At 42.6% G+C, this 23,785-nt stretch carries 19 protein-coding genes; 17 read left to right on the top strand and 2 right to left on the bottom strand.

Annotated features, from left to right (window positions below):
- Positions 1 to 468: 468 nt before the first annotated feature.
- From coaBC to EKM98_RS07300, 9 genes are all read left to right on the top strand, one after another.
- Positions 469 to 1,671: a bifunctional phosphopantothenoylcysteine decarboxylase/phosphopantothenate--cysteine ligase CoaBC gene (gene coaBC, locus EKM98_RS07340; RefSeq protein ID WP_125981692.1), complete on the top strand. Its 1,203-nt coding sequence runs from the start codon at positions 469 to 471 to the stop codon at positions 1,669 to 1,671.
- A 24-nt stretch (positions 1,672 to 1,695) separates the two neighbouring features.
- Entirely contained in the window at positions 1,696 to 4,107 is a 2,412-nt protein-coding gene (priA, locus tag EKM98_RS07335; RefSeq protein ID WP_125981690.1) for a primosomal protein N', read from the top strand.
- An 84-nt stretch (positions 4,108 to 4,191) separates the two neighbouring features.
- The gene (gene fmt / locus EKM98_RS07330) at positions 4,192 to 5,142 is read left to right on the top strand and encodes a methionyl-tRNA formyltransferase (RefSeq protein WP_125981688.1); all 951 of its coding nucleotides are present in this window, start codon (positions 4,192 to 4,194) and stop codon (positions 5,140 to 5,142) included.
- Entirely contained in the window at positions 5,132 to 6,484 is a 1,353-nt protein-coding gene (gene rsmB, locus EKM98_RS07325; RefSeq protein WP_125981686.1) for a 16S rRNA (cytosine(967)-C(5))-methyltransferase RsmB, read from the top strand. Before fmt ends, rsmB begins: the two co-directional genes overlap by 11 nt.
- A gap of 5 nt (positions 6,485 to 6,489) precedes the next feature.
- Positions 6,490 to 7,236 carry a Stp1/IreP family PP2C-type Ser/Thr phosphatase gene (locus EKM98_RS07320; RefSeq protein WP_125981684.1) on the top strand — a complete coding sequence of 249 codons (747 nt, stop codon included), beginning with the start codon at positions 6,490 to 6,492 and terminating at the stop codon, positions 7,234 to 7,236.
- A complete protein-coding gene (pknB, locus tag EKM98_RS07315; RefSeq protein WP_125981700.1) occupies positions 7,236 to 9,191 on the top strand; it encodes a Stk1 family PASTA domain-containing Ser/Thr kinase in 1,956 nt (651 codons plus the stop codon). Before EKM98_RS07320 ends, pknB begins: the two co-directional genes overlap by 1 nt.
- Positions 9,192 to 9,338: 147 nt before the next feature.
- Positions 9,339 to 10,241, top strand: a complete 903-nt coding sequence (gene rsgA / locus EKM98_RS07310; protein WP_125981672.1) for a ribosome small subunit-dependent GTPase A — start codon at positions 9,339 to 9,341, stop codon at positions 10,239 to 10,241.
- Positions 10,241 to 10,909 (top strand): ribulose-phosphate 3-epimerase, encoded by a 669-nt coding sequence (gene rpe / locus EKM98_RS07305; RefSeq protein WP_125981698.1) that lies wholly within the window; start codon positions 10,241 to 10,243, stop codon positions 10,907 to 10,909. The genes rsgA and rpe overlap by 1 nt, the downstream gene beginning before the upstream one ends.
- Positions 10,896 to 11,558: a thiamine diphosphokinase gene (locus EKM98_RS07300; protein ID WP_125981670.1), complete on the top strand. Its 663-nt coding sequence runs from the start codon at positions 10,896 to 10,898 to the stop codon at positions 11,556 to 11,558. Before rpe ends, EKM98_RS07300 begins: the two co-directional genes overlap by 14 nt.
- Positions 11,559 to 11,615: 57 nt before the next feature.
- Here EKM98_RS07300 and rpmB read toward each other — a convergent pair whose 3' ends face one another.
- Positions 11,616 to 11,801 carry a 50S ribosomal protein L28 gene (rpmB, locus tag EKM98_RS07295; RefSeq protein WP_068223881.1) on the bottom strand — a complete coding sequence of 62 codons (186 nt, stop codon included), beginning with the start codon at positions 11,799 to 11,801 and terminating at the stop codon, positions 11,616 to 11,618.
- 127 nt (positions 11,802 to 11,928) lie between these two features.
- Positions 11,929 to 12,387, bottom strand: coding sequence for a universal stress protein (locus EKM98_RS07290; protein WP_125981668.1), 459 nt, complete (start codon positions 12,385 to 12,387; stop codon positions 11,929 to 11,931).
- 279 nt (positions 12,388 to 12,666) lie between these two features.
- Between EKM98_RS07290 and EKM98_RS07285 the strand changes: the two genes are divergently transcribed.
- The 8 genes from EKM98_RS07285 to EKM98_RS07250 all read left to right on the top strand — a co-directional run bounded on the left by EKM98_RS07285 (position 12,667) and on the right by EKM98_RS07250 (position 23,774).
- Positions 12,667 to 13,029 (top strand): Asp23/Gls24 family envelope stress response protein, encoded by a 363-nt coding sequence (locus tag EKM98_RS07285; protein WP_068223889.1) that lies wholly within the window; start codon positions 12,667 to 12,669, stop codon positions 13,027 to 13,029.
- Positions 13,030 to 13,044: 15 nt separating this feature from the next.
- The gene (locus EKM98_RS07280; RefSeq protein WP_068223891.1) at positions 13,045 to 14,715 is read left to right on the top strand and encodes a DAK2 domain-containing protein; all 1,671 of its coding nucleotides are present in this window, start codon (positions 13,045 to 13,047) and stop codon (positions 14,713 to 14,715) included.
- A gap of 119 nt (positions 14,716 to 14,834) precedes the next feature.
- A complete protein-coding gene (gene recG / locus EKM98_RS07275; RefSeq protein WP_125981666.1) occupies positions 14,835 to 16,883 on the top strand; it encodes an ATP-dependent DNA helicase RecG in 2,049 nt (682 codons plus the stop codon).
- A 12-nt stretch (positions 16,884 to 16,895) separates the two neighbouring features.
- Positions 16,896 to 17,915, top strand: a complete 1,020-nt coding sequence (plsX, locus tag EKM98_RS07270) for a phosphate acyltransferase PlsX (RefSeq protein ID WP_125981664.1) — start codon at positions 16,896 to 16,898, stop codon at positions 17,913 to 17,915.
- Positions 17,916 to 18,041: 126 nt separating this feature from the next.
- A complete protein-coding gene (gene acpP, locus EKM98_RS07265; protein ID WP_125981662.1) occupies positions 18,042 to 18,284 on the top strand; it encodes an acyl carrier protein in 243 nt (80 codons plus the stop codon).
- A gap of 419 nt (positions 18,285 to 18,703) precedes the next feature.
- A complete protein-coding gene (gene rnc, locus EKM98_RS07260) occupies positions 18,704 to 19,402 on the top strand; it encodes a ribonuclease III (RefSeq protein WP_125981660.1) in 699 nt (232 codons plus the stop codon).
- Between the two features lie 14 nt (positions 19,403 to 19,416).
- The gene (gene smc, locus EKM98_RS07255) at positions 19,417 to 22,971 is read left to right on the top strand and encodes a chromosome segregation protein SMC (RefSeq protein WP_125981659.1); all 3,555 of its coding nucleotides are present in this window, start codon (positions 19,417 to 19,419) and stop codon (positions 22,969 to 22,971) included.
- On the top strand, positions 22,968 to 23,774 hold the full coding sequence (locus EKM98_RS07250) for a Cof-type HAD-IIB family hydrolase (protein WP_125981657.1): 807 nt from the start codon (positions 22,968 to 22,970) through the stop codon (positions 23,772 to 23,774). The genes smc and EKM98_RS07250 overlap by 4 nt, the downstream gene beginning before the upstream one ends.
- Positions 23,775 to 23,785 lie beyond the last annotated feature (11 nt).

The following is a 23,785-nucleotide window of genomic DNA, read 5'->3' as shown; positions in this document are numbered from 1 at the left end:
GTGAGCTCTTTTTCTGCACAAAAATCCTGTTAATAGTTTACCATTTGTAAACTATCAACAGGAAAAAGTATAGAGCCAAAATTCCTGACCTTTTTTTGTGACAAGCGCAAAGCTATTTTAGTTGTTTTCTGCTACAATTATAGGCAGAAGAATTTAGGAAGCATTTGTAAAATTAGTCAGTCGTTACTTTGCAACTAAGAATTATTACTAATTTTGCTAATGATGCCAAATGAAATAAGAGCGGGATTAGACTGCAGTTCAATTCTAAAATTATTAAACAAGTTTAATCTTAGAGTACCAATGATTTAACTAAGGTGGGTTTGGAAAACACTTTTGCTAGTATTTACCTGATTAATTTTGGGCCAAATGTGTTAGAAGGTCAGTTTTTAATGGCCTTCTAAATAAGTGTAGGTAAGAATTTTCCAAACACTCCCTAAGTTGATCGATGAAGAAGTGGAGGAACTACAATTGTTAGCAGGAAAACATATTGCGCTATACGTTACCGGTGGAATTGCAGCTTATAAGGCGGCTTCTTTAGTGCGAGAATTAATTCGCCGTGGCGCAGAAGTTCGTGTGGCTGAAACTGAGGGAGCAACCGCTTTTGTAACTCCACTTACCTTTCAAGTGTTGAGTAAACACATTGTTTATACAGATCGTTTTAAACAAGAAGATGCGGCGGAGGTGGCTCATATTGCTTTAGCTGATTGGACGGATATCGCTATCATTGCACCGGCTACAGCAGATGTTATTGGTAAATTAGCCAATGGGATTGCGGACGATTTTGTAACGACTGCATTATTGGCTACGGTTGCGCCAAAATATATTGCACCAGCGATGAACGTGCATATGTTGGCAAATCCGGCGGTAGCTCGTAATTTGGCTCAATTGCAGCAGGATGGGTTTGATGTGATTGATCCGGCCGTCGGTTTTCTTGCTGAAGGCTACTCGGGTAAGGGACGCTTGCCAGAGCCGCATGAAATTGCGGACTACGTTGCGCATAAATCTAATCCACAACAATTACCATTGCAGGGTAAAAAAGTTATTGTTACAGCTGGGGGTACCCGTGAACGGTTAGATCCAGTTCGTTTTATTGGGAATGATTCATCCGGTAAAATGGGTTATGCCTTGGCGGAAGCTGCGCGTGATCTGGGGGCTGAAGTAATCTTAATTAGTGCAAAGACGAATTTAAACGCACCAACTGGAATAACGCTTATTTCGGTGGAAACTGCGGCACAAATGAGTCAGGCTGTTCAGGCACAGTTTAAAACGGCTGCAATTGTTATTATGGCAGCGGCCGTTTCTGATTATCGGCCTAAACAGGTTGCTAAAGAAAAAATAAAGAAAACGGCGGCAACTTTAACTTTAGAATTAGAAAAAACGCCGGATATTTTAGCGACACTTGGGCAGAATAAACAACAACAATACTTAATTGGTTTTGCTGCAGAAACGCAGAATATTGTTGAATATGCGCAAGGAAAATTAAGTGCCAAGAAGGCAAATATGATCGTTGCCAATGATGTTTCCAATCGTAATGCAGGTTTTAACGTCAATACGAATAAAGTGACCATTTTCCGACCAAATCAAGGGCCGCTTGATTTGCCGTTAGCAGATAAACATGTTATTGCCCGGGAGATTTTAGCACAGGCAGTAAAAGATTTGAAGTTAAATTAGATCTAAACGAGAGGAGGGCCAGTGGTGACGCAAATAGCAGAGGTAATTGTGGATGTTCCGACAATGCAGACTAATCGACCTTTTGATTACGCAATTCCGGCTAGTTTGACCGAGCAAATCAGTCCCGGAATGCGAGTTGTCGTTCCTTTCGGTAAACGTCAGTTGCAAGGATTTGTTGTTGCGATTACCGATCAAAGTTCTTTTGAAGGTACTTTAAAAGAAATCGTTTCGGTAGTTGATTTGCGGCCAGTGCTCAACCATGAATTACTACAATTGTCGCAGTGGTTGGCCCAATCAACGTTTGCTTTTTGGATTAGTTGTTTACAAACCATGTTGCCTAGTGTTATGAAGGCTAGCTACGAAAAAACGGTTCGTCTTGAACCAACTGCTGACCCTAAATTAGCGACTGAATTATTTCAAGGTAAACAGGAAATTCCTTTTTCAGAGGCAACTAGTTTAACTTCGGCCCATAAATTATTACAGTTACAAAAAGAGCAGCAAGTTGAAATTGTTTACCACGTTAATAATCGTGCGCATAAAAAAATGCTTAAAGGATTGTTGCCAACTAAATCGGCGGCCGAATGTGAAGCATTAAAAGCCAATTTAACTAAGTCTGCTAAAAAGCAGGCTTTATTGTTAACTTATTTGGCCTCAGTTGCAGGTCAAACGGAGGCAATTGCCTACCAGCAAGTGTTGGCGGCTGCTGCGGTATCACGGGAAACATTACGGACAGCAGCCAAGAAAGGCTGGTTCAAGGAGGTTGCGATCGAGCAATACCGTGATCCTTACGCTGGCCATACAGTTGAACACACAAAACCACGAGTTTTAACTGCAGAACAGTCGGCCGCCGTCACACAAATTAGTCAAGCGGTTAAAGCAAGCGAAAACGAGGTTTACTTAGTTGAAGGTGTGACCGGAAGTGGCAAAACTGAAATCTATTTACAAGTGATTCAAGATGCGCTAAAGCTTGGTAAAACGGCGTTAATGTTAGTTCCAGAAATTGCCTTAACGCCCCAAATGGTTAATCGTGTTAAGGGCCGTTTTGGTGAGCGGGTGGCAATGCTGCATAGTGGTTTGTCGACTGGTGAGCGCTACGATGAATGGCGCCGAATTGAGCGCCAAGAGGCCCAAGTGGTTGTAGGAGCACGGTCGGCCGTTTTTGCACCGTTAAGTCATTTAGGTGTAATTATTATGGACGAAGAACATGAAACAAGTTATAAACAAGATGATATGCCCCGGTACAATGCCCGGGATGTGGTCTTATGGCGGGCTAAGTATCACAACTGCCCTGTGATTTTAGGCAGTGCAACGCCTTCGTTGGAATCCCGGGCGCGTGCACAAAAGGGCGTTTACCACTTAATTCGCCTGAAACACCGAGTGAATGATCGGCCTATGCCAGAAGTAACCGTTGTTGATATGAAAAATGAATTGAAGAAGACAACTGAAGGTAACTTTTCTGAGTTGATGCTGGCGCAAATTCGACAACGGTTGATTAGACATGAACAAAGTGTTTTGATGCTTAATCGCCGTGGCTTTTCATCATTTGTGATGTGCCGTGATTGTGGTTTTGTTTTGAAATGTCCTAATTGTGATATTTCATTAACGTTACACATGGATACCCATTCGATGAAATGTCATTATTGTGGGCACGAAGAAGCGATTCCCAAGGTGTGCGCAAACTGTCACAGTCATAAAATACGTTATTATGGTACCGGCACCCAAAAAGTTGAAGCGGAGTTAAAGGAACTATTACCAACTGCCCGCATCTTACGAATGGATGTTGACACAACTCGCCGTAAGGGTGCTCATGAAAAAATTTTAAATCAGTTTGGTCGGCATGATGCTGATATTTTACTTGGAACACAGATGATCGCTAAAGGGCTTGATTTTCCTGATGTCACTTTAGTTGGCGTTTTAAATGCCGATACGGCTTTAGGTTTACCTGATTTTCGGGCCAGTGAACGAACTTTTCAGTTATTAACTCAAGTCAGCGGTCGCGCTGGCCGGGCCGACAAGAAGGGTGAAGTAGTTGTTCAGACTTATAATCCGGAACACTACGCCATTCAATTGGCCCGGCATCATGACTACGAAGGCTTTTACAAGCGAGAAATGACATTACGTCATCAAGGTAATTACCCACCTTATTATTTCACTATTTTGCTAACAGCCAGCCATGAAGAAGAAAATTTGGCCGCAAAGAAAATTTTTCAGTTAATGAATCAATTAAAACCAGTTTTATCCAAAGAAGCGATTATTTTAGGGCCAACACCACGGGCCATTGCACGAGTTAACCGGCGTTATTACTACCAGATGGTGATCAAATATAAAAATGAACCTAACCTAAACGCTGAATTAACAAAAATAATGCAAGACAATCAGGAAACCAAAAAGGGAATTCAGATCTCAATCGATCGTGAGCCGCTGAGTTTCATTTAAAAAGAAGTAAGTCAAAGCGGATCACACGAACAAACTTCCGTGTGAAGTGTAAATTAACCTTGAAGAATTAAGGAGGAGTTAAATTTGACGTCAATTGTATTTATGGGTACTCCAGAATTTTCGGCTCCAATTTTAGAAAGTTTGCTAAAACAAGGTTACGCGGTTTTAGCCGTTGTGACACAACCAGATCGCCCAGTTGGCCGGAAGCACGTACTAACACCATCTCCGATAAAACGAGTTGCCTTGGAACATCAATTAGAGGTACTGCAGCCGGAAAAATTAAGCGGTAGCTCAGAGGCACAACGAATTATTGATCTGGCACCAGATTTGATTGTTACGGCCGCTTTTGGCCAATTTTTACCTAAGAGCGTGCTTGCGGCACCAAAAATTGCGGCTTTAAATGTGCATGCTTCGTTGTTACCAAAATATCGCGGTGGTGCTCCGATTCAGTATTCACTTTTAAAGGGTGAAAAAGAAACCGGCGTGACCATTATGAAAATGGTGATGAAGATGGATGCAGGTGATATTTTACGCCAGGAACGTTTACCAATTGAGGCAACGGATGATAGTGGGAGTTTATTTGCCAAACTTAGTGTAGTGGGGGAGCGACTTTTACGCACAACGTTACCAGATTTTCTGGCCGGAAAGATAACGCCGCAAGTTCAGGATCCTGCTAAAGTAACCTTTGCGCCAAATATCAAACCAGAACAAGAAGAAATTAATTTAGAAAATACAGCGCAACAAATTGATTGCCAAGTTCGGGCTTTACGCCCAGAACCAGGTGCTTATGTTATGATGTTAGGTAAACGAACTAAATTATGGTCGGTAAAACCTTTAACAGAAAAAACGACCCAGGCACCAGGAAGTATTGTTACAGTGACAAAGCACCAATTAACGCTTGCTGCTGGAGCGGGAAGCGTCTTTGCCGTTAATGAAATTCAGCCAGCAGGTAAAGCAAGAATGCCAATAACGGCCTTTTTAAACGGTATTGGGCACGGCATTAAGGAAGGACAACAATTATTCGATGGCAAATAAATTAAAGCAAACACCACGTTATTTAGCAGTGGATATCTTAGAGCGAGTTGAAAAAGAGGGCAGTTACGCAAATATTGCCCTTGATCAAGTGCTTGATCGAGTGCGCCTAAATTCAAGTGATGCTGGTTTACTGACTAATATAGTTTACGGGGTTATTCAACACCGGCTAACTTTAGATTATTGGTTAGCACCATTTGTAAAAAAGCCACAGCAACTGGAACACTGGGTACGGCAGGTATTAAGGCTTTCCGTTTACCAAATGACCTACCTAGATAAAATTCCTAACCGGGCCATCTTTTATGAAGCAACCGAAATTGCTAAAAATCGTGGTAACCAGGGAACTGCTGGTTTGGTGACGGCCATTTTGCGCAATATTCAACGAACTGGTTTGCGTGATCTCACGGAAATAGCGGATGCCGACGAACAAATGAGCATCAAATATAGTTTGCCTGTCTGGTTGATTAAAAAGCTACAAACACAATTGGGCCAAGAGAAAACTTTGGCAATTTTGGAACATATTAATGAGCCCCCAACGGCTTCAATTCGAGTCAATACGCGGGTTACTAATGCGGAAAAATTACAGACTGAATTGGCGGATGTTGATTTACAGGTAGAGCCAAGTCATTTAACCCCAGTTGGTTTAGTGAGCCAAGGTGGTTTCTTTGCTGGAACGGCTGCCTTTGAGGCTGGTCAATATACGGTGCAGGACGAAAGCTCCATGCTAGTGGCTCCTAGTATGCAACTTAAACCAAATCAACAAGTTTTGGATGCTTGTGCAGCGCCTGGTGGGAAAACCACGCATATTGCAACTTATCTAAACGCTGGGGCAGGCGGTCACGTAACTGCTTTGGATTTACACGCTAATAAAGTTCGTTTGATTGAAGAAAACGCTAATCGGTTGCATGTTTCTGATGTTATTTCGGCCCAGGTAATGGACGCGCGGGATGTACACAGTAAATTTGCTGATGAGCAGTTTGATCGTATTTTAGTTGATGCACCTTGTTCTGGTCTTGGTTTATTGCGGCGTAAACCTGAAATCAAGTACGCTCGTAGTGAGGCCGACTTACAGAACCTTAAAAAGATTCAATTGGCCATTTTAAATAGTGTTGCCAAGAAGGTAAAAGTCGGTGGTATTTTGACCTACAGTACGTGTACAATTGTTGATGAAGAAAATCAGCAAGTTATCGAAAAATTTAGACAGCAGCACCCAGAATTTGACTTAATTCCGGTTAAAACTGATTATGAATTAACAGTTGAAACGGAACCATACATGAAGCTTTATCCGGACGATTACCGAACGGATGGGTTCTTTATCTGTTGTCTACAGCGAAAAACGAGGTAGTTTTCATGAAGTTTGCCTATCGGACGGATGTGGGTCAAAAACGACCAAACAATGAGGATTATGTGAGTGTTTATCAAAATCGATCCGGCGTTCATTTTGCGATTGTTGCGGATGGCATGGGTGGTCATTTAGGTGGGGACGTTGCCTCGGCAATGGCCGTTTTACATATTGGATACGATTTTGAACAAACAACCTTTAAAAAAGTAGAACCGATCGTTTCTTGGTTAGTTACGGAATTACAAAAAGAAAATCAACATATCTTAACTAAATCCCAGCAGTACGCTGATCTTAGTGGCATGGGAACTACTTTTGTTGCCGTCATTTACTTTCAAAATGAATATATTATTGCCAACATTGGAGATAGTCGTGCCTATTTATACCGGAATGGTAAGCTAACTCAATTGACTGAAGACCATTCCTTAGTCAATGAGTTAGTTAAGCACGGGGAGATTAGTAAAGAGGCCGCTCGCCATCACCCGCAAAAAAATATTATCACTCGGACACTTGGCGTTTCTGCGGAAGCCGATGCGGATGTGACAGTTCGACAGTCAAAGTACGGTGATTATATTTTGCTATGTTCTGATGGTCTGACTAATATGGTCAGTGATGATGAAATTACGGCAGTGTTAACAAGTGACCTTAGTTTACAAGCAAAGTGTGAGCAATTAATTAAACAGGCGAACGCGGCCGGTGGCTTAGATAACATTACTGCCTTGCTACTCTTTGAGGATCGTGAGGTGAAGAGCCGATGATGGAAGATGGCTATAAAATAGATGGTCGCTACGAGATCCGCAAGCCAATTGGTGAAGGCGGGATGGCTAACGTTTATTTGGCGCGTGATCTAATCCTTGATCGTGATGTTGCCATCAAAATTCTGCGTTTAGATTTGCAGAATGATCCTGACACAATTCGTCGTTTTCAACGGGAAGAATTGGCGTCAACTGAGCTAGTTCACCCGAATATTGTTGAGGTTTACGACGTTGGCGAAGATAGTGGCATGCAGTACATCGTGATGGAATACATTAAGGGAACTGACTTAAAACGCTATATTGCCCGTAATTTTCCCATTGCCTATCCACAGGTCATTAAAATGATGCTGGCCATTTTAGCAGCAGTTGGTGAGGCCCACGCACACGGGATAATTCACCGTGATTTAAAGCCGCAAAATATTTTAGTCGATGAAACTGGTCAAGTGAAAATTACGGATTTTGGGATCGCAGTTGCCTTGTCGGAGAATTCAATCACGCAGACGAACTCAATGTTGGGCTCGGTTCATTATTTATCACCTGAGCAGGCTCGTGGCAGTATTGCAACTAAGCGTTCTGATATTTATTCATTGGGCATCATTCTGTACGAAATGTTAACTAGTAAAGTTCCTTTTGAGGGCGAAACCGCTGTAAGTATCGCGTTAAAACATTTTCAGAATCAAATTCCCTCCGTTCGTGAATTTGATCATAATATTCCTCAATCCCTCGAAAATGTTGTCTTGAAGGCGACGGCTAAAGTTCCAGTGGAACGCTACGCTGACGTTTCCGAAATGGCCGCTGATTTAAAAACAAGTTTGAACGCAGATCGAGCGACTGAAGCGAAGTTTAAACCCGAAATTGATCAAGAAGAAACAAAAGTGATTACGCCTATTTCGCAGTTGGATGATCGCTTGCCTAAGGATGATGACGCCAAGACTTATACACCTAAGCACCAGACTGAAGAAAAAAAGCCAGTTGACAACTCGGCAACTAAGGCGGCTTTACAGCAACAGAAACAAAAGCGAAGAACTCCGTTATTACTAGTTTTATTAGCGGTTGTTATTTTAGTCCTATTAGGTGGCGGCGTTTATGCCTACCAAGAAATGATGAGCACACAGGTTCCCAATGTTGTTGGACTAACGCAAACTCAGGCCCGAAAAAAATTGGCTGCTAAAAATTTGCAGTTAGGCAAAACAACGCGACAAACTGATCAAAAAATCACTAATGGTAAGGTGATTCGTTCAACACCTAAGGGACAAGTGAAGCGCAATAGTCGAGTTAACTTGGTTATTAGTCAAGGAAAAGCGAAGGTGCGGGTAGTTGATTACACGGGACAATCATATTCGGCGGCAGCAAAAGAGTTACGAAAAAAAGGTTTTCGAGTTAAGCAAACAGTGACCGCTTCCACCGCCACGGCCAAGGGGGTGGTGATGACCCAAAACGTCACCGCCGGTAATCATGTTGTCCCAGAAAAAACAACGGTTAGGCTGACGGTTAGTGCTGGACAGGGCGCTTTTGGGTTAAGCAATTTGATTAATTGGTCGCAGGCAAGCGCACAAGAATATGCCAGTAGTATGGGGCTTGATTTAACGCTTAAGACGGCCTTCTCTGACTCAGTTCGTTCAGGTGCGGTTATGGTCCAAAAGCCTGTTGCTGGTAAGTACGCTCAACCAGGAGATCAGTTAATCGTGACAATTTCGCGAGGCCAAAAGCCCGCAAATGACATCAGTTTTACCGAAAAAGTCACTGTTCCTTACGATAAAAGTACTGGCAGCAGTAATCAGGTTGTCATTTACATCGGTGATGATGCGCACGACATTGGAACGGTATACCAGCAGTCAGTTATGACTAAAACAACAACTTTTAAATTACCATTTACGCTAAAACCTGAGGCTAGTGGCCAGTACCGAATTGTCCGGGATGGGACTACGATCAATGAAAACAATAATGTAACGAAATAAGTTAAACTTTGGTAAACTAGAAAGTAGCTAAAAGGCATTTGGTTTCCATTCCGTAATTAAACGGAGAAACTGCTTTTTAGATAGACAATCCGTTTACCTGTGAGGGGTCGGAAACGGCCTCTTTTTTAAATAAAAGGAGGTTACAGTTTGGCCACAGGACAAATTCGAAAGGCGTTAAGTGGTTTTTATTATGTTTACGCTGATCAACAAACATTTCAAACGCGGGGCCGGGGTAATTTTCGCAAGCGTGGTTTAACGCCACTTGTCGGTGATTACGTTCGCTTTGAAAGCACCAATCTAAATGAAGGTTACGTTCTAGAACTTTTGCCGCGTAAAAATCAGTTAGTGCGTCCACCAGTTGCCAATATTGATCAGGCGGTTGTGGTGACCTCGGCGGTGAAGCCTGATTTTTCAAGTAATTTATTGGATCGCTTTCTAATTACTTTAGAGGCTAACAGCATCACGCCAATTATTTATTTGACCAAAACTGATTTACTTTCACCGGCGCGTTATCAGGAATTACAAACAACGCTGGCTTATTACCGGCAATTGGGTTATCCAACTTTGGTGGCGAAAGAACCATACGCTAAAACAAGTGTGGCCGAGTTGACGGCCCATTTTAGTGATAAGCTAACTGTTTTTACAGGGCAGTCTGGTGCCGGTAAATCAACTTTATTAAACCACATATCACCAGATTTAAATTTAAAAACGGCGGCCGTTTCTGAAAGCCTCTCCCGGGGGAAACATACCACGCGCCACGTTGAATTGTTGCCTTTATTTGGCGGCTTAGTAGCTGATACACCTGGATTTTCGGCGTTAAACTTAACTGAAATCAATTTGGACGAGTTAGGCCGACTGTTCCCAGAATTTATGCAAGCAGCGCCACTATGTAAGTTTCGCGAATGTCAGCACGATAAAGAACCAGGTTGTGAAGTTAAGCGGCAAGTTGAAGCAGGTACAATTTTAAAAAGTCGTTATGAAAACTACTTACAATTTCGTGAAGAAAAAAAGGCTGAAAAGCCTAAGTACGGTAAGGGAGGAAAATATTGATGAAAATTGCACCTTCAATTTTAAGTGCGGATTTTGCAAATCTTGCACGTGATGTAAAATTAGTTGAAAACGCTGGTGCGGACTACTTGCACGTTGACGTGATGGACGGTCATTTTGTCCCTAATATTACGTTTGGGCCAAGTATTGTTGCCGCTTTACGTCCAGTCACTAAGTTAACCTTGGACTGCCATTTAATGATTGAACATCCAGAAAACTACATTAAAGACTTTGCGCAGGCTGGCGCTGATTTATTAACCATTCACGTGGAAAGTACACCCCATTATTACCGGGCAATTCAAATGACTAAAGAAACTGGCTTAAAAGCTGGAGTGGTCGTTAACCCGGGGACACCGCTTGAATTGATTAAGAATGTTTTCCCACTAGTTGATCAAGTGCTGGTCATGACCGTGAATCCTGGTTTTGGCGGACAAAAATTTTTACCTGACATGTTGGCCAAAGTTAAGCGACTAGATCAATTACGGCAAACGAATGATAATTATCACTTTGATATTGAGGTTGATGGGGGTATTAATGCAGAAACGATCAAGACTTGCGCGGCCGCAGGTGCTGATGTTTTCGTCGCCGGCTCTTATATCTACGAGGCCGCCGATCCTGCCGCTCGTTTGCAAACTTTAAAAAACACTGTGGCCATCTATGACGCGGATTAATTTATTGGTTGGTGGGCCAACTGATTTATGGCCGCAAGAGTTGACGGAAAATCCTTTAGCGATTCCCGGAAAGTGGCTTAGTGCTGATCGGGGGACGTTACGTTTGTTACGTTTGGGGATCATCCCTGAAATTGCGGTGGGGGATTATGATTCACTTTCTCCCCGGGAATTTGATCAAGTTCAGGCGCAAGTGGCGGATATTCGAACGGCGGTTACTGATAAAGATGATACCGATACTGAATTGGCCCTGGTACTCGCTTTACAGGAATTTCACGCACAACAAGTGGTCATTTATGGTGCGACCGGGGGACGATTAGATCATTTTCTTGATAATCTGTTTATGCTCTTAGAGGCACGTTTCTTGCCGTTTATTGAACGAATTAAATTAGTGGATAAGCAAAATGATTTTCGTTTTTTTAGTCCGGGAGTCCACTCAATTGTTAGCGATCCTGATAAGCATTATTTAGGTTTTGGGCCGTTGACGGCAGTGGAGGGCCTCACGTTGTATGACACTAAATACCGCTTGCGTGATGCTGACGTTGCACAACCAATTATGTACGCCAGCAACCAATTCACGAAACGTTCGGCAACCTTTTCGTTTCGCAGTGGGGTTGTTTGTGTGATTCAAAGTTCAGACGAAGCAAATTAAATATTTTACGGCAATAAAAAAAGAGCTGGGATTTTTCCCAACTCTTTTTTTAATCGCTTAAACGCGAGTTACTTTACCAGATTTCAAAGTACGTGCAGATACCCAAACGCGTTTTGGTTTACCATCTACTAAAATACGTACTTTTTGTAAATTAGGTTTCCAGTTACGCCGGCTATGGTTCAACGCATGCGAACGTTTGTTACCGAAGTTAGTACCTTGTCCGGTTAAAAAGTCTTTTGCCATGAGATTGCCTCCTTTACCGAAACTTTTTAAAGGTTATTCATTAAACACTTACTTGAATAAATTTAGCATAATCCGACCATGATTGCAATAGATTTCTTTCAAGTAATTTTGCTTGACAGTGCCTTGGCTAGTTGTCAAAATGTGAAATGAGAACGTCACAGCTTGCAGAACGGACAACGTAACTTGCGGTGGAACCAACTAGAGCCCGGGCAACAACACCTTTACCAGTTGGGCCGAGCAGAATGAGATCAACGGCATGATCAATGGTAAAGTCATGGGCAATAACCGTTTTAGGATTGCCGAAGCGAATATGAATATCGAGATCAGTAAAGCCATAGTTCGCGGCTTCTTCTTTTAAACCATTTAGTTGCTTTTGTGTTTTTTTAACTAGTCGATCGGTATAATTGTCACGTTCTTCGCTCTTTTTAAAATCATAGTGGTAGTCCTCATTCCAAATATCGAGAACTGTCAGTAAGAAGATATGTCCGTGATTTGTGCGGGCAGTTTGCAGTGCTTGTAAGAAAGCATTATGTGCTTGTTTTGATCCATCAATTGCAACAAGAATATTTTGGTAAGCCTGTGCCATTGTCACCACTCCCATCTAATTCAAACCTTAAAGTTAGTATACCGCTTGCCCAAGTGTGATGACAGCATAAAGCTAAGAAGTACTTAAAAAGAGTGTTGGTCTTTACTTTTTAAATACGCTTTTTACTAAATTATTCCGTAAAGTACATGTAACCTAATTTGCAAGTACGGCTCACTTATTCGTCTAAATTGTACGGCGTTAAAAACAGGCTGACTTTTATTTAAACGGGGGCTATGATAGAATATCGTGTAGATTGTTTTTCAAGGAGGTTACTTAAGTATGGCTGTTCGAATTAAGACCCAATACGGGACGATTGATATTTCCAATACGGTCATTGCAACGGTTGTTGGTGGTGCCGCAACGGATGTGTACGGCATTATTGGTATGGCCAGTAAAAATCAAATTCGTGATAATTTAAATGATATTTTAAGAAAAGAAAACTACGCACGAGGGGTCGTTGTTCGCCAAGAAGAAAATGGTGTTGCAATTGACGTCTACATTATTGTTGGTTATGGCACTAAAATTTCAGAAGTTTGTCGTAATGTCCAGGATAAAGTGAAGTATAATTTAGAAACAATGCTCGGTGTTTCGGCAAATTCCGTGAATGTTTTTGTTCAAGGTGTCCGGGTGTTAGCCGATTAATGAGGAGGATCTGTTTTGGAAGTAACTGAAATAAGAGCAGAAAAATTTCAAGATATGGTGCGGATCGGCTCCCACCGTTTAAATAAGAATGCTGATTTTGTTAACTCACTAAATGTTTTCCCCGTTCCTGATGGTGACACTGGAACCAATATGAGTTTGTCATTTGGCAGTGGGGCTAAGGCGGTTAATGAGGCTAAGGTAACGACTGTTGGTGATCTTGCCCAGGCGCTTGCTAAGGGACTTTTAATGGGTGCTCGCGGCAATTCTGGTGTCATTACATCACAGCTTTTCCGCGGCTTTGCTAAAAGTGTTGCTGGTAAATCAACGCTTAGCGCACAGGATTTGACCCAAGCCTTAATGAGTGGTGTTGAGACCGCCTATAAGGCTGTAATGAAGCCAGTTGAAGGGACAATTTTAACAGTTGCCCGTGAGGCTGCGCGGGCTGCAAATAAGACTGTTAAAACAACGGATGATGCCACCGAGGTTATGCGGGCAGTGGTCATTGCTGCTAAGGAATCTTTGGCTAAAACACCCGATTTATTGCCGGTTTTAAAAGAAGTTGGTGTGGTTGATTCTGGTGGCCAGGGGCTTGTATTTGTCTATGAAGGCTTTTTAGAAGGACTCTCTGGTGACGCAGAAAACGAGGATGTTTATACCCCTGACGAAAGTGAAATGGATGAGATGGTTAACGCCATGCATCATCAGAGCGTTCAAAGTCAGATTGCTACCGATGACATTGAGTACGGCTACTGTACTGAAATGATGGTTGGCTTGGGTCAAGATGGTGCAACCAAGCAGTTTAACTATGACGATTTTCGCAATTATTTAGATGGCTTAGGTAATTCATTATTAGTTGTTAATGATGAAGAGGTTGTTAAGGTTCACGTTCACACTGAGCATCCGGGAACGGTGTTAAATTACGGCCACCAGTTTGGCTCAATGATGAAGATTAAGATTGATAACATGCGCCTACAGCACGAAACAATTTTGGAACACGATGAAGAAGAAAGAAACGAGCCCGCTGAGCCAGTTGATTACGGGATTGTTGCAATTGTTTCTGGTAAAGGCGTTGGTGATCTCTTTAAGAGTCTTGGTGCCACAGTTATTTTGAGTGGCGGTCAAACAATGAATCCTAGTACGGCTGATATTGTGGCTGCTATTAAACAGGCTAACGCCAAGCGAGTTTTGGTATTGCCAAATAATGGGAATATTTTATTAGCGGCTCAGGAAGCAGCAAAGGTCGTTGAAATTCCCGTCGAAATTGTGCCAAGTAAAACAATTTCCCAAGGAATGACATCACTACTTGCTTTCAATCCTGGTGATGATCTAAAAACGAATCAAACTAATATGCAATCCAGTTTGGCCGATGTGATCAGTGGTCAAGTGACGAAGGCTATTCGCGATACCACAATTGATGGGCTTGAAATTCATAAAGATGATTTTATGGGTATTATTGATGGTAAAATCAAGATTTCAGAGCCAGATCGGCAGCAGGCCGCTCAAAAAATGATTCAGGCCATGCTAAATGAAGATAGTGAAATTGTGACGCTTCTTGTTGGTGAAGGTGGTACAAAACAAGAAGCCCAAGCCATTGCTGATCAAATAACGGAAGCTAATGAAGATATCGAAGTTGAAATCCACGATGGTGGGCAGCCCGTTTATCCATATTTAGTTTCGGTGGAATAATTAAATTTTATAGTTAAGTTATGGTGGGTTAAAAGACATTTCTGGATGATTAAGTTATGCTTATTCAAGAAACTAATTGTCTTTTGACCCATGTTTTTGTTTGGAGAAGGGAGAAAATAATGGTTGTTGGAAAAAGTTTGCAGGATTCTGTTGCTGTTTTGCCAGGAGTTGGTCCCAAACGTGTGCAAGCTCTTAGTGAATTAAAAATCACAACAATCGCCGATTTATTACATTATTTTCCCTTTCGTTATGAGGATCTTAAAGTTGTTGATTTAAATGAGGCCGCCGATCAAGAAAAGGTGACGCTAAAAGGAACCGTCGTCTCCGACCCAATTGTGAGTCGTTTTGGCCGCGGTCGTAATCGGTTAAATGTCCGGCTCTTAATTAAGCACGATGTGATTATGGTCACTTTTTTTAATCAGCCATGGCTTAAGGATAAATTTGTGACTGGCGCCGAAGTTGCAATCTACGGTAAGTGGGACGCAAAGCGAAAAAGCTTGACTGGCATGAAAGTGCTGGCGGTTAAGAATTCCAATAATCCAGCGTTTGCGTCTATTTACAGTGTTAGTAAGAACATTCATCGGAGTACACTGGTAAAGCTTATTCGGGATGCTTTTACAAATTATCAGGATTGGATTAGTGATATTATTCCGGCCGCATTGCAACAAAAGTACCGGTTACTTTCCGAAAAAGCGACAATTGCCGGAATGCATTTTCCAAAAACACAGCAAGAGGCAAATGCTGCCCGGCGAACCGCTATTTTTGAAGAGTTCTTTTTGTTTCAAATGACGATGCAATTAGTTAAGCAGCGTGAACAAGCACCGCAAGAGGGTATGGTAGTTGCTTATGATAACCAAAAGCTGCGGGCCTTCATCAAGACTTTACCGTTTGAGTTGACCAACGCGCAAAAGCGAGTTGTTAACGAAATTTGTCGTGATTTAAAATCAACAAAACACATGAATCGATTGCTGCAAGGTGATGTTGGTAGTGGGAAAACGATCGTGGCCGCAATCGTGATGTACGCGGCGGTTACTGCTGGGTTGCAGGCAGCACTAATGGCACCAACCGAGATCTTGGCCGAACAGCACTATAAGAATTTGACTAAATTATTTGCGCCGTTTAATGTCAAAATTGCGCTGTTAACCGGCTCAACCAAAACCAAAGATCGGAAAGAAATTTTAACTGGACTTGCTGCCGGAACCGTTCAGATGATTATTGGAACGCACGCATTAATCCAAAAGGGCGTTGATTTTTCTGAATTAGGGTTAGCAATTACTGATGAGCAGCACCGTTTTGGGGTGAACCAGCGGCGGATTTTACGGGAAAAGGGCTACCGGCCTGATATTTTAGCAATGACGGCCACACCGATTCCACGTACCTTAGCAATCACGGCCTTTGGAGAAATGGATGTTTCGACAATTGACGAACTACCCGCCGGGCGAATTCCGATTAAAACCTCGTGGATTCGTAGTAACCAGGTTCCTAATGCACTAACTTTTATGCAAAAAGAATTGGCCAAGCATAACCAGGCCTACGTCATTACACCCTTAATCGAAGAATCGGAAAGTATGGATTTAAAGAACGCGCAAGAAATCTACCGGAATATGCAATTGGCCTTTGAACCAACTTACCGGGTTGGCTTACTTCATGGGCAAATGAAGGCCGACGAAAAAGAGTCGGTAATGGCTGATTTTAAGGCCAATGATTTTCAAGTTCTTGTGGCGACAACAGTAATTGAAGTTGGTGTTGATGTTCCTAACGCGACGACCATGTTAATTTTTGATGCTGATCGTTTTGGCCTATCGCAACTTCACCAGTTGCGCGGCCGAATTGGGCGGGGGAAGGCTGCCTCCTTCTGTATTTTAGTTGCTGATCCCAAAAATCAAACTGGAATTGAACGAATGCAAGTCATGACGGAAACTAACGATGGGTTTAAAGTTTCGCAAAAAGATTTAGAATTACGGGGACCCGGGGACGTTCTTGGTGAAAAGCAGTCCGGCATGCCCGAATTCAAAGTTGGTGATCCAGTCGCTGACTTTGCGGTTTTAGAGACGGCACAACTGGAAGCACAAAAATTATTAACGAATAATAACTTAGATTTACCGGCCAATGAACAACTGAAGGACTATTTGGAACATGAAACTAAGGCTTACCAGAACTTAGATTGAGAGGCGTTTATAATGAAATTAGCAGTTGATGCGATGGGCGGCGACAACGCACCCAAGACAATTATTGAGGGCGTTGAACGTGCCCGGGATAAATTTCCTGATATTGAGTTTCAGTTATACGGTGACGAAAAGAAAATTCGCGCTGAAATCAAATCGGAAACAAGATTAAAGGTTGTTCCCACAACGGAAGAGATTTTAGATACCGAAGAGCCAGTTCGCGCCGTCCGTCGTAAAAAGGATGCGTCGATGGTTGTTGCCGCCCAGGCGGTTAAGGCTGGCAAGGCTGACGCAATTTTTTCAGCGGGGAGTACCGGGGCGCTATTGGCCTCTGGGTTATTTATCATTGGTCGGATTAAAGGGATTGATCGGCCAGGTTTAATGCCGACTTTGCCTGATTTTAAGAATGATGGCCAGTTCAACATTTTGGATATTGGCGCTAACGCTGATACAAAACCAGATAATCTTTACCAGTATGCGGTGCTAGGTAACTATTACGCTAAAAATATGCGCCAAATCGATAATCCCCGAATCGCGTTATTAAATAATGGCACGGAGCCTGAAAAAGGTGATTTGGTGCATAAAGCGGCCTATCAACTCTTGGCGGCTAATCCTGATTTGAATTTCATTGGAAACATCGAAGCGCGTGAATTATTAAACGGTGCGGCGGACGTTGTTGTAACGGATGGTTTTACTGGTAACGCGGCTTTGAAATCAATTGAAGGTACAGCAATAGCGGTTATGCGTTTACTTAAAAAGACAATTATGGCCAGTGGTACTCGGGGTAAACTTGGTGGGCTCCTGTTAAAGCCAAGTCTAAATACGATGCGGGATGCCTTCGATTATTCACGTTATGGTGGAGCAGTATTACTTGGTTTGCAGGCTCCAGTGGTTAAAACTCACGGAACAGCCTCACCAGATGCTGTGTATTACACGGTTAGTCAGATTCGCGATATGGTGCAAAATAATGTCGTCAATGATGTTGTGGACTATTTTGGCAAACATCAATTAGAAAAGCATCCGGAAAATAAATAAGTTTGACTAGACAAGTTGTTTGAAAAACAGTAAACTACTTATGAACTTCGGCCATTTAGAATTTTTCTAAAGGGCTGCTTTGGGTTACACGATTAATTTTAGGTTAAGGCCTTAGGAGGAAAGCATATGTCTGAGCAGGAGATCTACGATAAAATTGCTAAATTAATTGAAGATCATTTTGAACTGTCTGCGGATAAGATCACAATGAATTTAAATTTTAAAAAAGATTTAAACGCTGATTCAATCGATGTTGTTGAATTTGTCTTAGAATTAGAAGATACTTTTGGCGCCGAAATTTCTGATGATGATGCTGAAAAGCTTGTTACAGTTGGCGATGCGGTTGCTTACGTTCAAAGTCACCAAAAGTAAATTGATTTTATTAAGGCAGAGGATTCCATGTTTAGTGCGGACACTAAATTAGTTGAAGTCCTTTGCTTTTTTATTTGCCACAACTACTGTTGAGTAGGATTTTGTCGTGAAGAACGGTATAATTTAATTGGGTACATTTGAAAAGGAACGGTGAACCAATTTAATAACACAATTATCAGCTAGCTAGCGTTTTGTGGTTTAAATTAGTAACGGCCTACTTTTCCGTTGTCAGGTGGTAACTACTTCATAAATGGCAATTGATTATTACGCGGGTGTAGCGGCTTGTGGACAGTATCACCGGTGGCTGCCGGTTTTAAACGGCTCAAATATCACACCGGCGATAGACAGTTGCCATTTCAGAATGGAATCTAAGCACTTTCTAAATAATTTTTAGAAACTAAAAATAAAGGAGTACTATTGTGAACGAAAAATTTTTAAAGGAACTCAAGGCTAAATTTGGCATTGAGTACCATAATCTTGCGTTACTTGAAGAGGCATTTACCCAGTCTTCATACGTTAACGAGCACCCTGAGTTACAGTTACAAGATTACCAGCGGATTGAATTTTTAGGTGACGCGGTAATGGAACTAACTGTGTCCGATTATTTGTATAAAAAGTACCCTAATTATCCTGAAGGTAAATTAACCCGCTTACGGGCTGCAATTGTCTGTGAGGATAGTTTTAGTGCTTTTGCCCGTGAATGTCACTTTGATCGGTACATTCTACTTGGTAAGGGTGAAGAAAAAAACGGTGCGCGTAACCGCAATTCGCTACTATGTGATATTTTTGAAAGTTTTGTTGGTTCCCTTTACCTTGATCAAGGTAAGGCCGTCGTGACAAAGTTTGTACAGCAGGTTGTATTTCCTAAGGTTGAAGCAGGGGACTTTTCATACGTGATGGATCACAAAACAAACCTACAAGAGTATTTACAAAAAGATGGCGAAGTTGAAATTAGTTATCATTTAGTTGCTGAGGCGATGCCAACTAATAACCAACAATTTACGGTTGAGGTTGTTGCCAAAAGTAAGGTATTAGGTACGGGATCAGGTCACACTAAGAAGGCTGCTGAGCAAGTGGCAGCAGAGGTGGCGTTAGACCGTTTACTAGGTCATGCATAAAGGGGAACAGAAGTGTGCAGCTTAAGACGTTAGAAATAAATGGATTTAAATCATTTGCGGATAAAACCGTTATTAACTTCAATTCTGGAATTACAGGAATTGTTGGGCCTAATGGTTCAGGAAAAAGTAATATTACAGAGGCCATTCGTTGGGCCCTCGGTGAGCAGTCGGCAAAGAGTCTTCGTGGTGGCAAGATGCCTGATGTGATTTTTGCTGGTTCAAGTGCGCGTAAGCCACTTAATCGGGCGGAAGTAACCTTAACTTTTAGTAATCATGATCACGCTTTAAAGACAAGCTTCGAGGAAGTCAGCGTCATGCGTTCGTTGTACCGGGATGGCACCTCGGCGTTTTATATTAACCAAAAGCCTTGCCGGTTAAAGGATATTGTGAATTTATTTATGGATTCTGGCCTTGGGCGAGAATCCTTTTCCATTATTTCCCAGGGAAAAATTGCGGCAGTTTTCAACAGTAAACCAGAGGATCGCCGGGGAATTATCGAGGAAGCCGCCGGGGTTGTCAAATATAAACAGCGTAAGCATGAAGCTACCGGTCAATTAGATGAGACTGCGGTTAACCTTAATCGGGTAGCAGATATTATTGCTGAACTAAAGGATCAAGTGGAGCCATTAAAAGAGCAGAGCAGTCTAGCCAAGGATTATTTGGCGCAAAAAAAGCAGTTGGATGAAGTGACTAAGACACTTTTAGTTCGGCAAATTGATGAACAAGTTGTGGCAAAGAAACAACGGCAGACTGAGCTCAAAGAGACGCGTGAGAACCTCGAACAGGCAAAACAGAACCAAACTGCTTTTACAAAACAGGTGACAACAAAAAAACAGCAACAACAGCAATTAGAGTTGGAATTGGATCAATTGCAGCAGCAGCGACTAACGTTGACTAAACAACAGGCTGATGTGAGTGGCCAGCAGCAATTGGCCGGCGAGCGGCGCAAAGTTGTCCAGGAAAAAGTTGCCAATTTAACCACAACCATTGCGACAAAACAGCAGCAATTAAGTGAGCAAGTGGACCTTGTTGCGCATAACACGCAATTATTAACAGAAAAGCAGCAACAAGTGGCGCAACAAGAAAAACAGCTCGACCTGCAACAGGATGGTTCGTTGAGTGCTTCCAAACGGAAACAACAAATTGAAAATTTACGAAATCAATACATTGACCAGATGCAGCAACAGACAACTTTGCATAACGAGGCCGCTTACTTACAAAAGCAATTGACGCAAGAAAACGCGGTGGATAAAAAGCAGCAGAACCAATCCAGTGCTGCCCAACAACGTGCTGCTAAAGTAGTTGCAGAATTGAATGCGGCCCAAAAGGCGTTTGAACAGGCCAATGATCGTGAACAAACGTTAATACAGCAGTTAACGGATTTGACGCAGTTACACGAAAAGCATAACCAGCAATATGATCAGGCCCAAAAGAATTGGTACCAGGCGTTAGCAATTATGCAAAAGGCCGAGGCCAAGCAGTCTAGTTTTGCCGAAATGAAGCAGGATTACTCTGGCTTTTACGCAGGTGTTCGTGGTGTTTTAAAGAATCGGCGTCGGCTTAATGGAATTATCGGGGCAGTGGCCGAGTTAGTGGAAGTTCCCGAAAAATATAATACTGCCATTGAGACGGCTTTAGGCGGGCAGTTACAATCGGTTGTTGTTGAAAATCAGAGTGCTGGTAAGGCCGCCATTCAATATTTAAAGCAAAAGCAATTGGGAAGGGCAACTTTCTTGCCTTTGGATGTTGTGCACGCTGCAAGTTTGACGCAGGCGCAATTAAATGAGGTGCAGCAAGTTACTGGTTTTGTTGGGATTGCGGCTGATTTAGTTACCTATGATCAACGAATTGCACCAGTTATTCGTCATTTACTTGGTCGAATTGTTATCGCTAAAGATATCACGGCTGCGATCCAAATTGCTAATCAATTACAGCACCGAGTCCGTGTTGTTTCCCTTAGCGGCGACGTTATGAATCCAGGAGGATCGATGACTGGTGGCGGTGCGACCAAACGTGGCGGTTTATTGGCCCGTGAATTGGAACAGCGGCAGTTGGCCGAAAAACTCCATGCTATGCAATTACAGTTAGACGATAAAGAGACTGCTTTAAAGGCAGCTAAGGTCACTTTGAAAAAAGAAGCGACGCAACAAACTGACTTGCGCCAACAACGGCAGGCTTTGGCCAAGCAAAATACTGTCACGGCAACCAACATTGCGACGTTGAAAACGCAGCAGGCACAATTTACCCAGCAGCAACAAGCTAGTCTTTACGAACAACAGCAGCAGGCCGCAACTAAAAAGCAAGTTGAGCAGCAATTGGCCACTAACACGACTAAGACGGCCACGTTGGTAACCGCAATGACAGCCACCGATAAGCAACTGCAACAAGCGCAGACTGATCTTACTGTTTATGAAGCTAATCAAAATCAAACGGCCAAGCAGCGACAAGCGGCACAAACGAGTTTGGCGGTTGCTAAAGAACAATTACAACATTTGAAAAAAGAGCAGCGTGAAGGCCAAGCACGCAAAGAGGACTTCGATTCAGAGTTGCGTGCGTCACGGCAAGAAAAGGAACAACTGACTAAACAGCTTGCACAAACGGGTACGACGACAGATTCAGTAAAAGCTAAATTGGCTAAAATTGAGCAGCAATTGGGGCAACAAACAACTGTAATTACAGCCAAACAGCAAGAACGTGCGACAATTGCCACAACGCTAGAACAGCAACAGTTGCAATTGGATCACGCACAAGCCGTTGTGCAACAGCAAGACGCCAAATTAACGCAGGTAACAGCGAACGTTGCGGATCTTAATCAACAAATTAATCAGGCGCTAACCACACTTTCCCAAACCTATGAGTTAAGTTATGAAGCCGCTAAAAAGGCTGCTTTGTCAACAGGAACAGCGGAACTACGCCAGCAGGCCAAATTATTACAAATGGGTCTCGATGATATTGGCACGGTTAACCTTGGGGCAATTTCTGAATACGAGCGATTAAAGAAACGGTATGATTTCTTAAATGAACAACGGCAGGATTTATTAACGGCTAGAGAGCAGTTAACGACCACGATGACGGAAATGGACCAAGAAGTTATTCAACGCTTTAAAACAACCTTTGATCAAGTTGCCGCTGCCTTTAGTGAAACTTTTCCAAAAATGTTTGGTGGCGGTCAGGCCTCGCTTGCGCTAACTGACCCCCATGAGCTATTAACGACGGGCATTGAAATTATTGCGCAGCCACCAGGTAAGAAGCTGCAACAGCTGAGCCTGCTTTCTGGTGGGGAGCGTGCCTTAACTGCCATTACATTATTATTTGCGATTATTAAGGTTCGGCCGGTACCTTTATGCATTCTGGATGAAGTCGAAGCGGCATTAGATGATGCTAATGTGGACCGTTTTGGTCGCTTTTTGCAGCATTACGATAAGAATACGCAATTTGTTGTGATCACGCACCGCAAGGGAACAATGATGGCAATGGACGTTTTGTACGGCGTTGCCATGCAGGAATCTGGTGTGTCGCACATGGTTTCAGTTTCACTAAAAGAAGCAACGGAGGCAGTACAGCAATGATTAAAATGATTGCGTTGGACCTAGATGGAACGTTACTAAATAGTCAAAAAAAAATTAGTCCGCGAACGGTTGCCACATTGCATCGTTTACAGCAGCAAGGGCTTAAAATTGTGCTTTGTACTGGCCGGGCAATCAACGCAATTTCGGACTACTTACAACAGCTTAATTTAATGCCGGCAGGAGAATTTGTTTCCACTTTTAATGGTGCCTTGGTACGCGCAACATTGCAAAAAACACCACTGCTACAAATTAACTTGGCCAAGAGTACAATGCAGCCATTGTTTACTTTTGCCCAGCAAGTTAAGTGGCCAGTGGATGTTCTGGATTTTGAACAAGTTTACCACATCACTGATTTAGGACCGTCGCTTTATCAAGCAATGAATCCAAATTTGAAAGTGGTGGCCACAACCGCGGCACAATTGCCGGAGCAGCATGATTATAGTAAACTGGTAATAGCAACGGAGCCAAAGCAGATTAACCAAGCATTATCAAGCTTGCCTGAGGAATTAAAGGCAGGGTTTAACGTTGCTTCATCCCGAACTAATTTGCTGGAGTTCGTGCCTAAAACAGTAACTAAGGCGAACGCTTTAGATGTTTTGTTGACCCACCTTGGTTGGAATCGTAGCAATTTAATGGCGTTTGGCGATCAGGCGAATGATTTGTCCATGATAGCAGCAGCTAACGTGGGAGTGGCAATGGCCAACGCAATTCCAGCGGTTAAGGCTGTGGCTGAGCAAACGACATTGACCAATGATCAAGACGGGGTGGCCGTATTTCTGGACGATTACTTTCAACTTAATTGAGGAAGGAAATG

The sequence above is a fragment of the Loigolactobacillus iwatensis genome (genome assembly GCF_003950295.1).
Taxonomy (GTDB): domain Bacteria; phylum Bacillota; class Bacilli; order Lactobacillales; family Lactobacillaceae; genus Loigolactobacillus; species Loigolactobacillus iwatensis.
This window is presented reverse-complemented; position numbering and strand designations above follow the sequence as displayed.

Excerpts from the sequence above, each read along its gene's own strand:
- rsmB (WP_125981686.1), top strand. The coding sequence starts at position 5,132 with ATGGCAAATAAATTAAAGCAAACACCACGTTATTTAGCAGTGGATATC.
- EKM98_RS07320 (WP_125981684.1), top strand. The coding sequence starts at position 6,490 with ATGAAGTTTGCCTATCGGACGGATGTGGGTCAAAAACGACCAAACAAT.
- pknB (WP_125981700.1), top strand. The coding sequence starts at position 7,236 with ATGGAAGATGGCTATAAAATAGATGGTCGCTACGAGATCCGCAAGCCA.
- rpe (WP_125981698.1), top strand. The coding sequence starts at position 10,241 with ATGAAAATTGCACCTTCAATTTTAAGTGCGGATTTTGCAAATCTTGCA.
- EKM98_RS07300 (WP_125981670.1), top strand. The coding sequence starts at position 10,896 with ATGACGCGGATTAATTTATTGGTTGGTGGGCCAACTGATTTATGGCCG.
- rpmB (WP_068223881.1), bottom strand. The coding sequence starts at position 11,801 with ATGGCAAAAGACTTTTTAACCGGACAAGGTACTAACTTCGGTAACAAA.
- EKM98_RS07290 (WP_125981668.1), bottom strand. The coding sequence starts at position 12,387 with ATGGCACAGGCTTACCAAAATATTCTTGTTGCAATTGATGGATCAAAA.
- EKM98_RS07285 (WP_068223889.1), top strand. The coding sequence starts at position 12,667 with ATGGCTGTTCGAATTAAGACCCAATACGGGACGATTGATATTTCCAAT.
- recG (WP_125981666.1), top strand. The coding sequence starts at position 14,835 with ATGGTTGTTGGAAAAAGTTTGCAGGATTCTGTTGCTGTTTTGCCAGGA.
- plsX (WP_125981664.1), top strand. The coding sequence starts at position 16,896 with ATGAAATTAGCAGTTGATGCGATGGGCGGCGACAACGCACCCAAGACA.
- acpP (WP_125981662.1), top strand. The coding sequence starts at position 18,042 with ATGTCTGAGCAGGAGATCTACGATAAAATTGCTAAATTAATTGAAGAT.
- EKM98_RS07250 (WP_125981657.1), top strand. The coding sequence starts at position 22,968 with ATGATTAAAATGATTGCGTTGGACCTAGATGGAACGTTACTAAATAGT.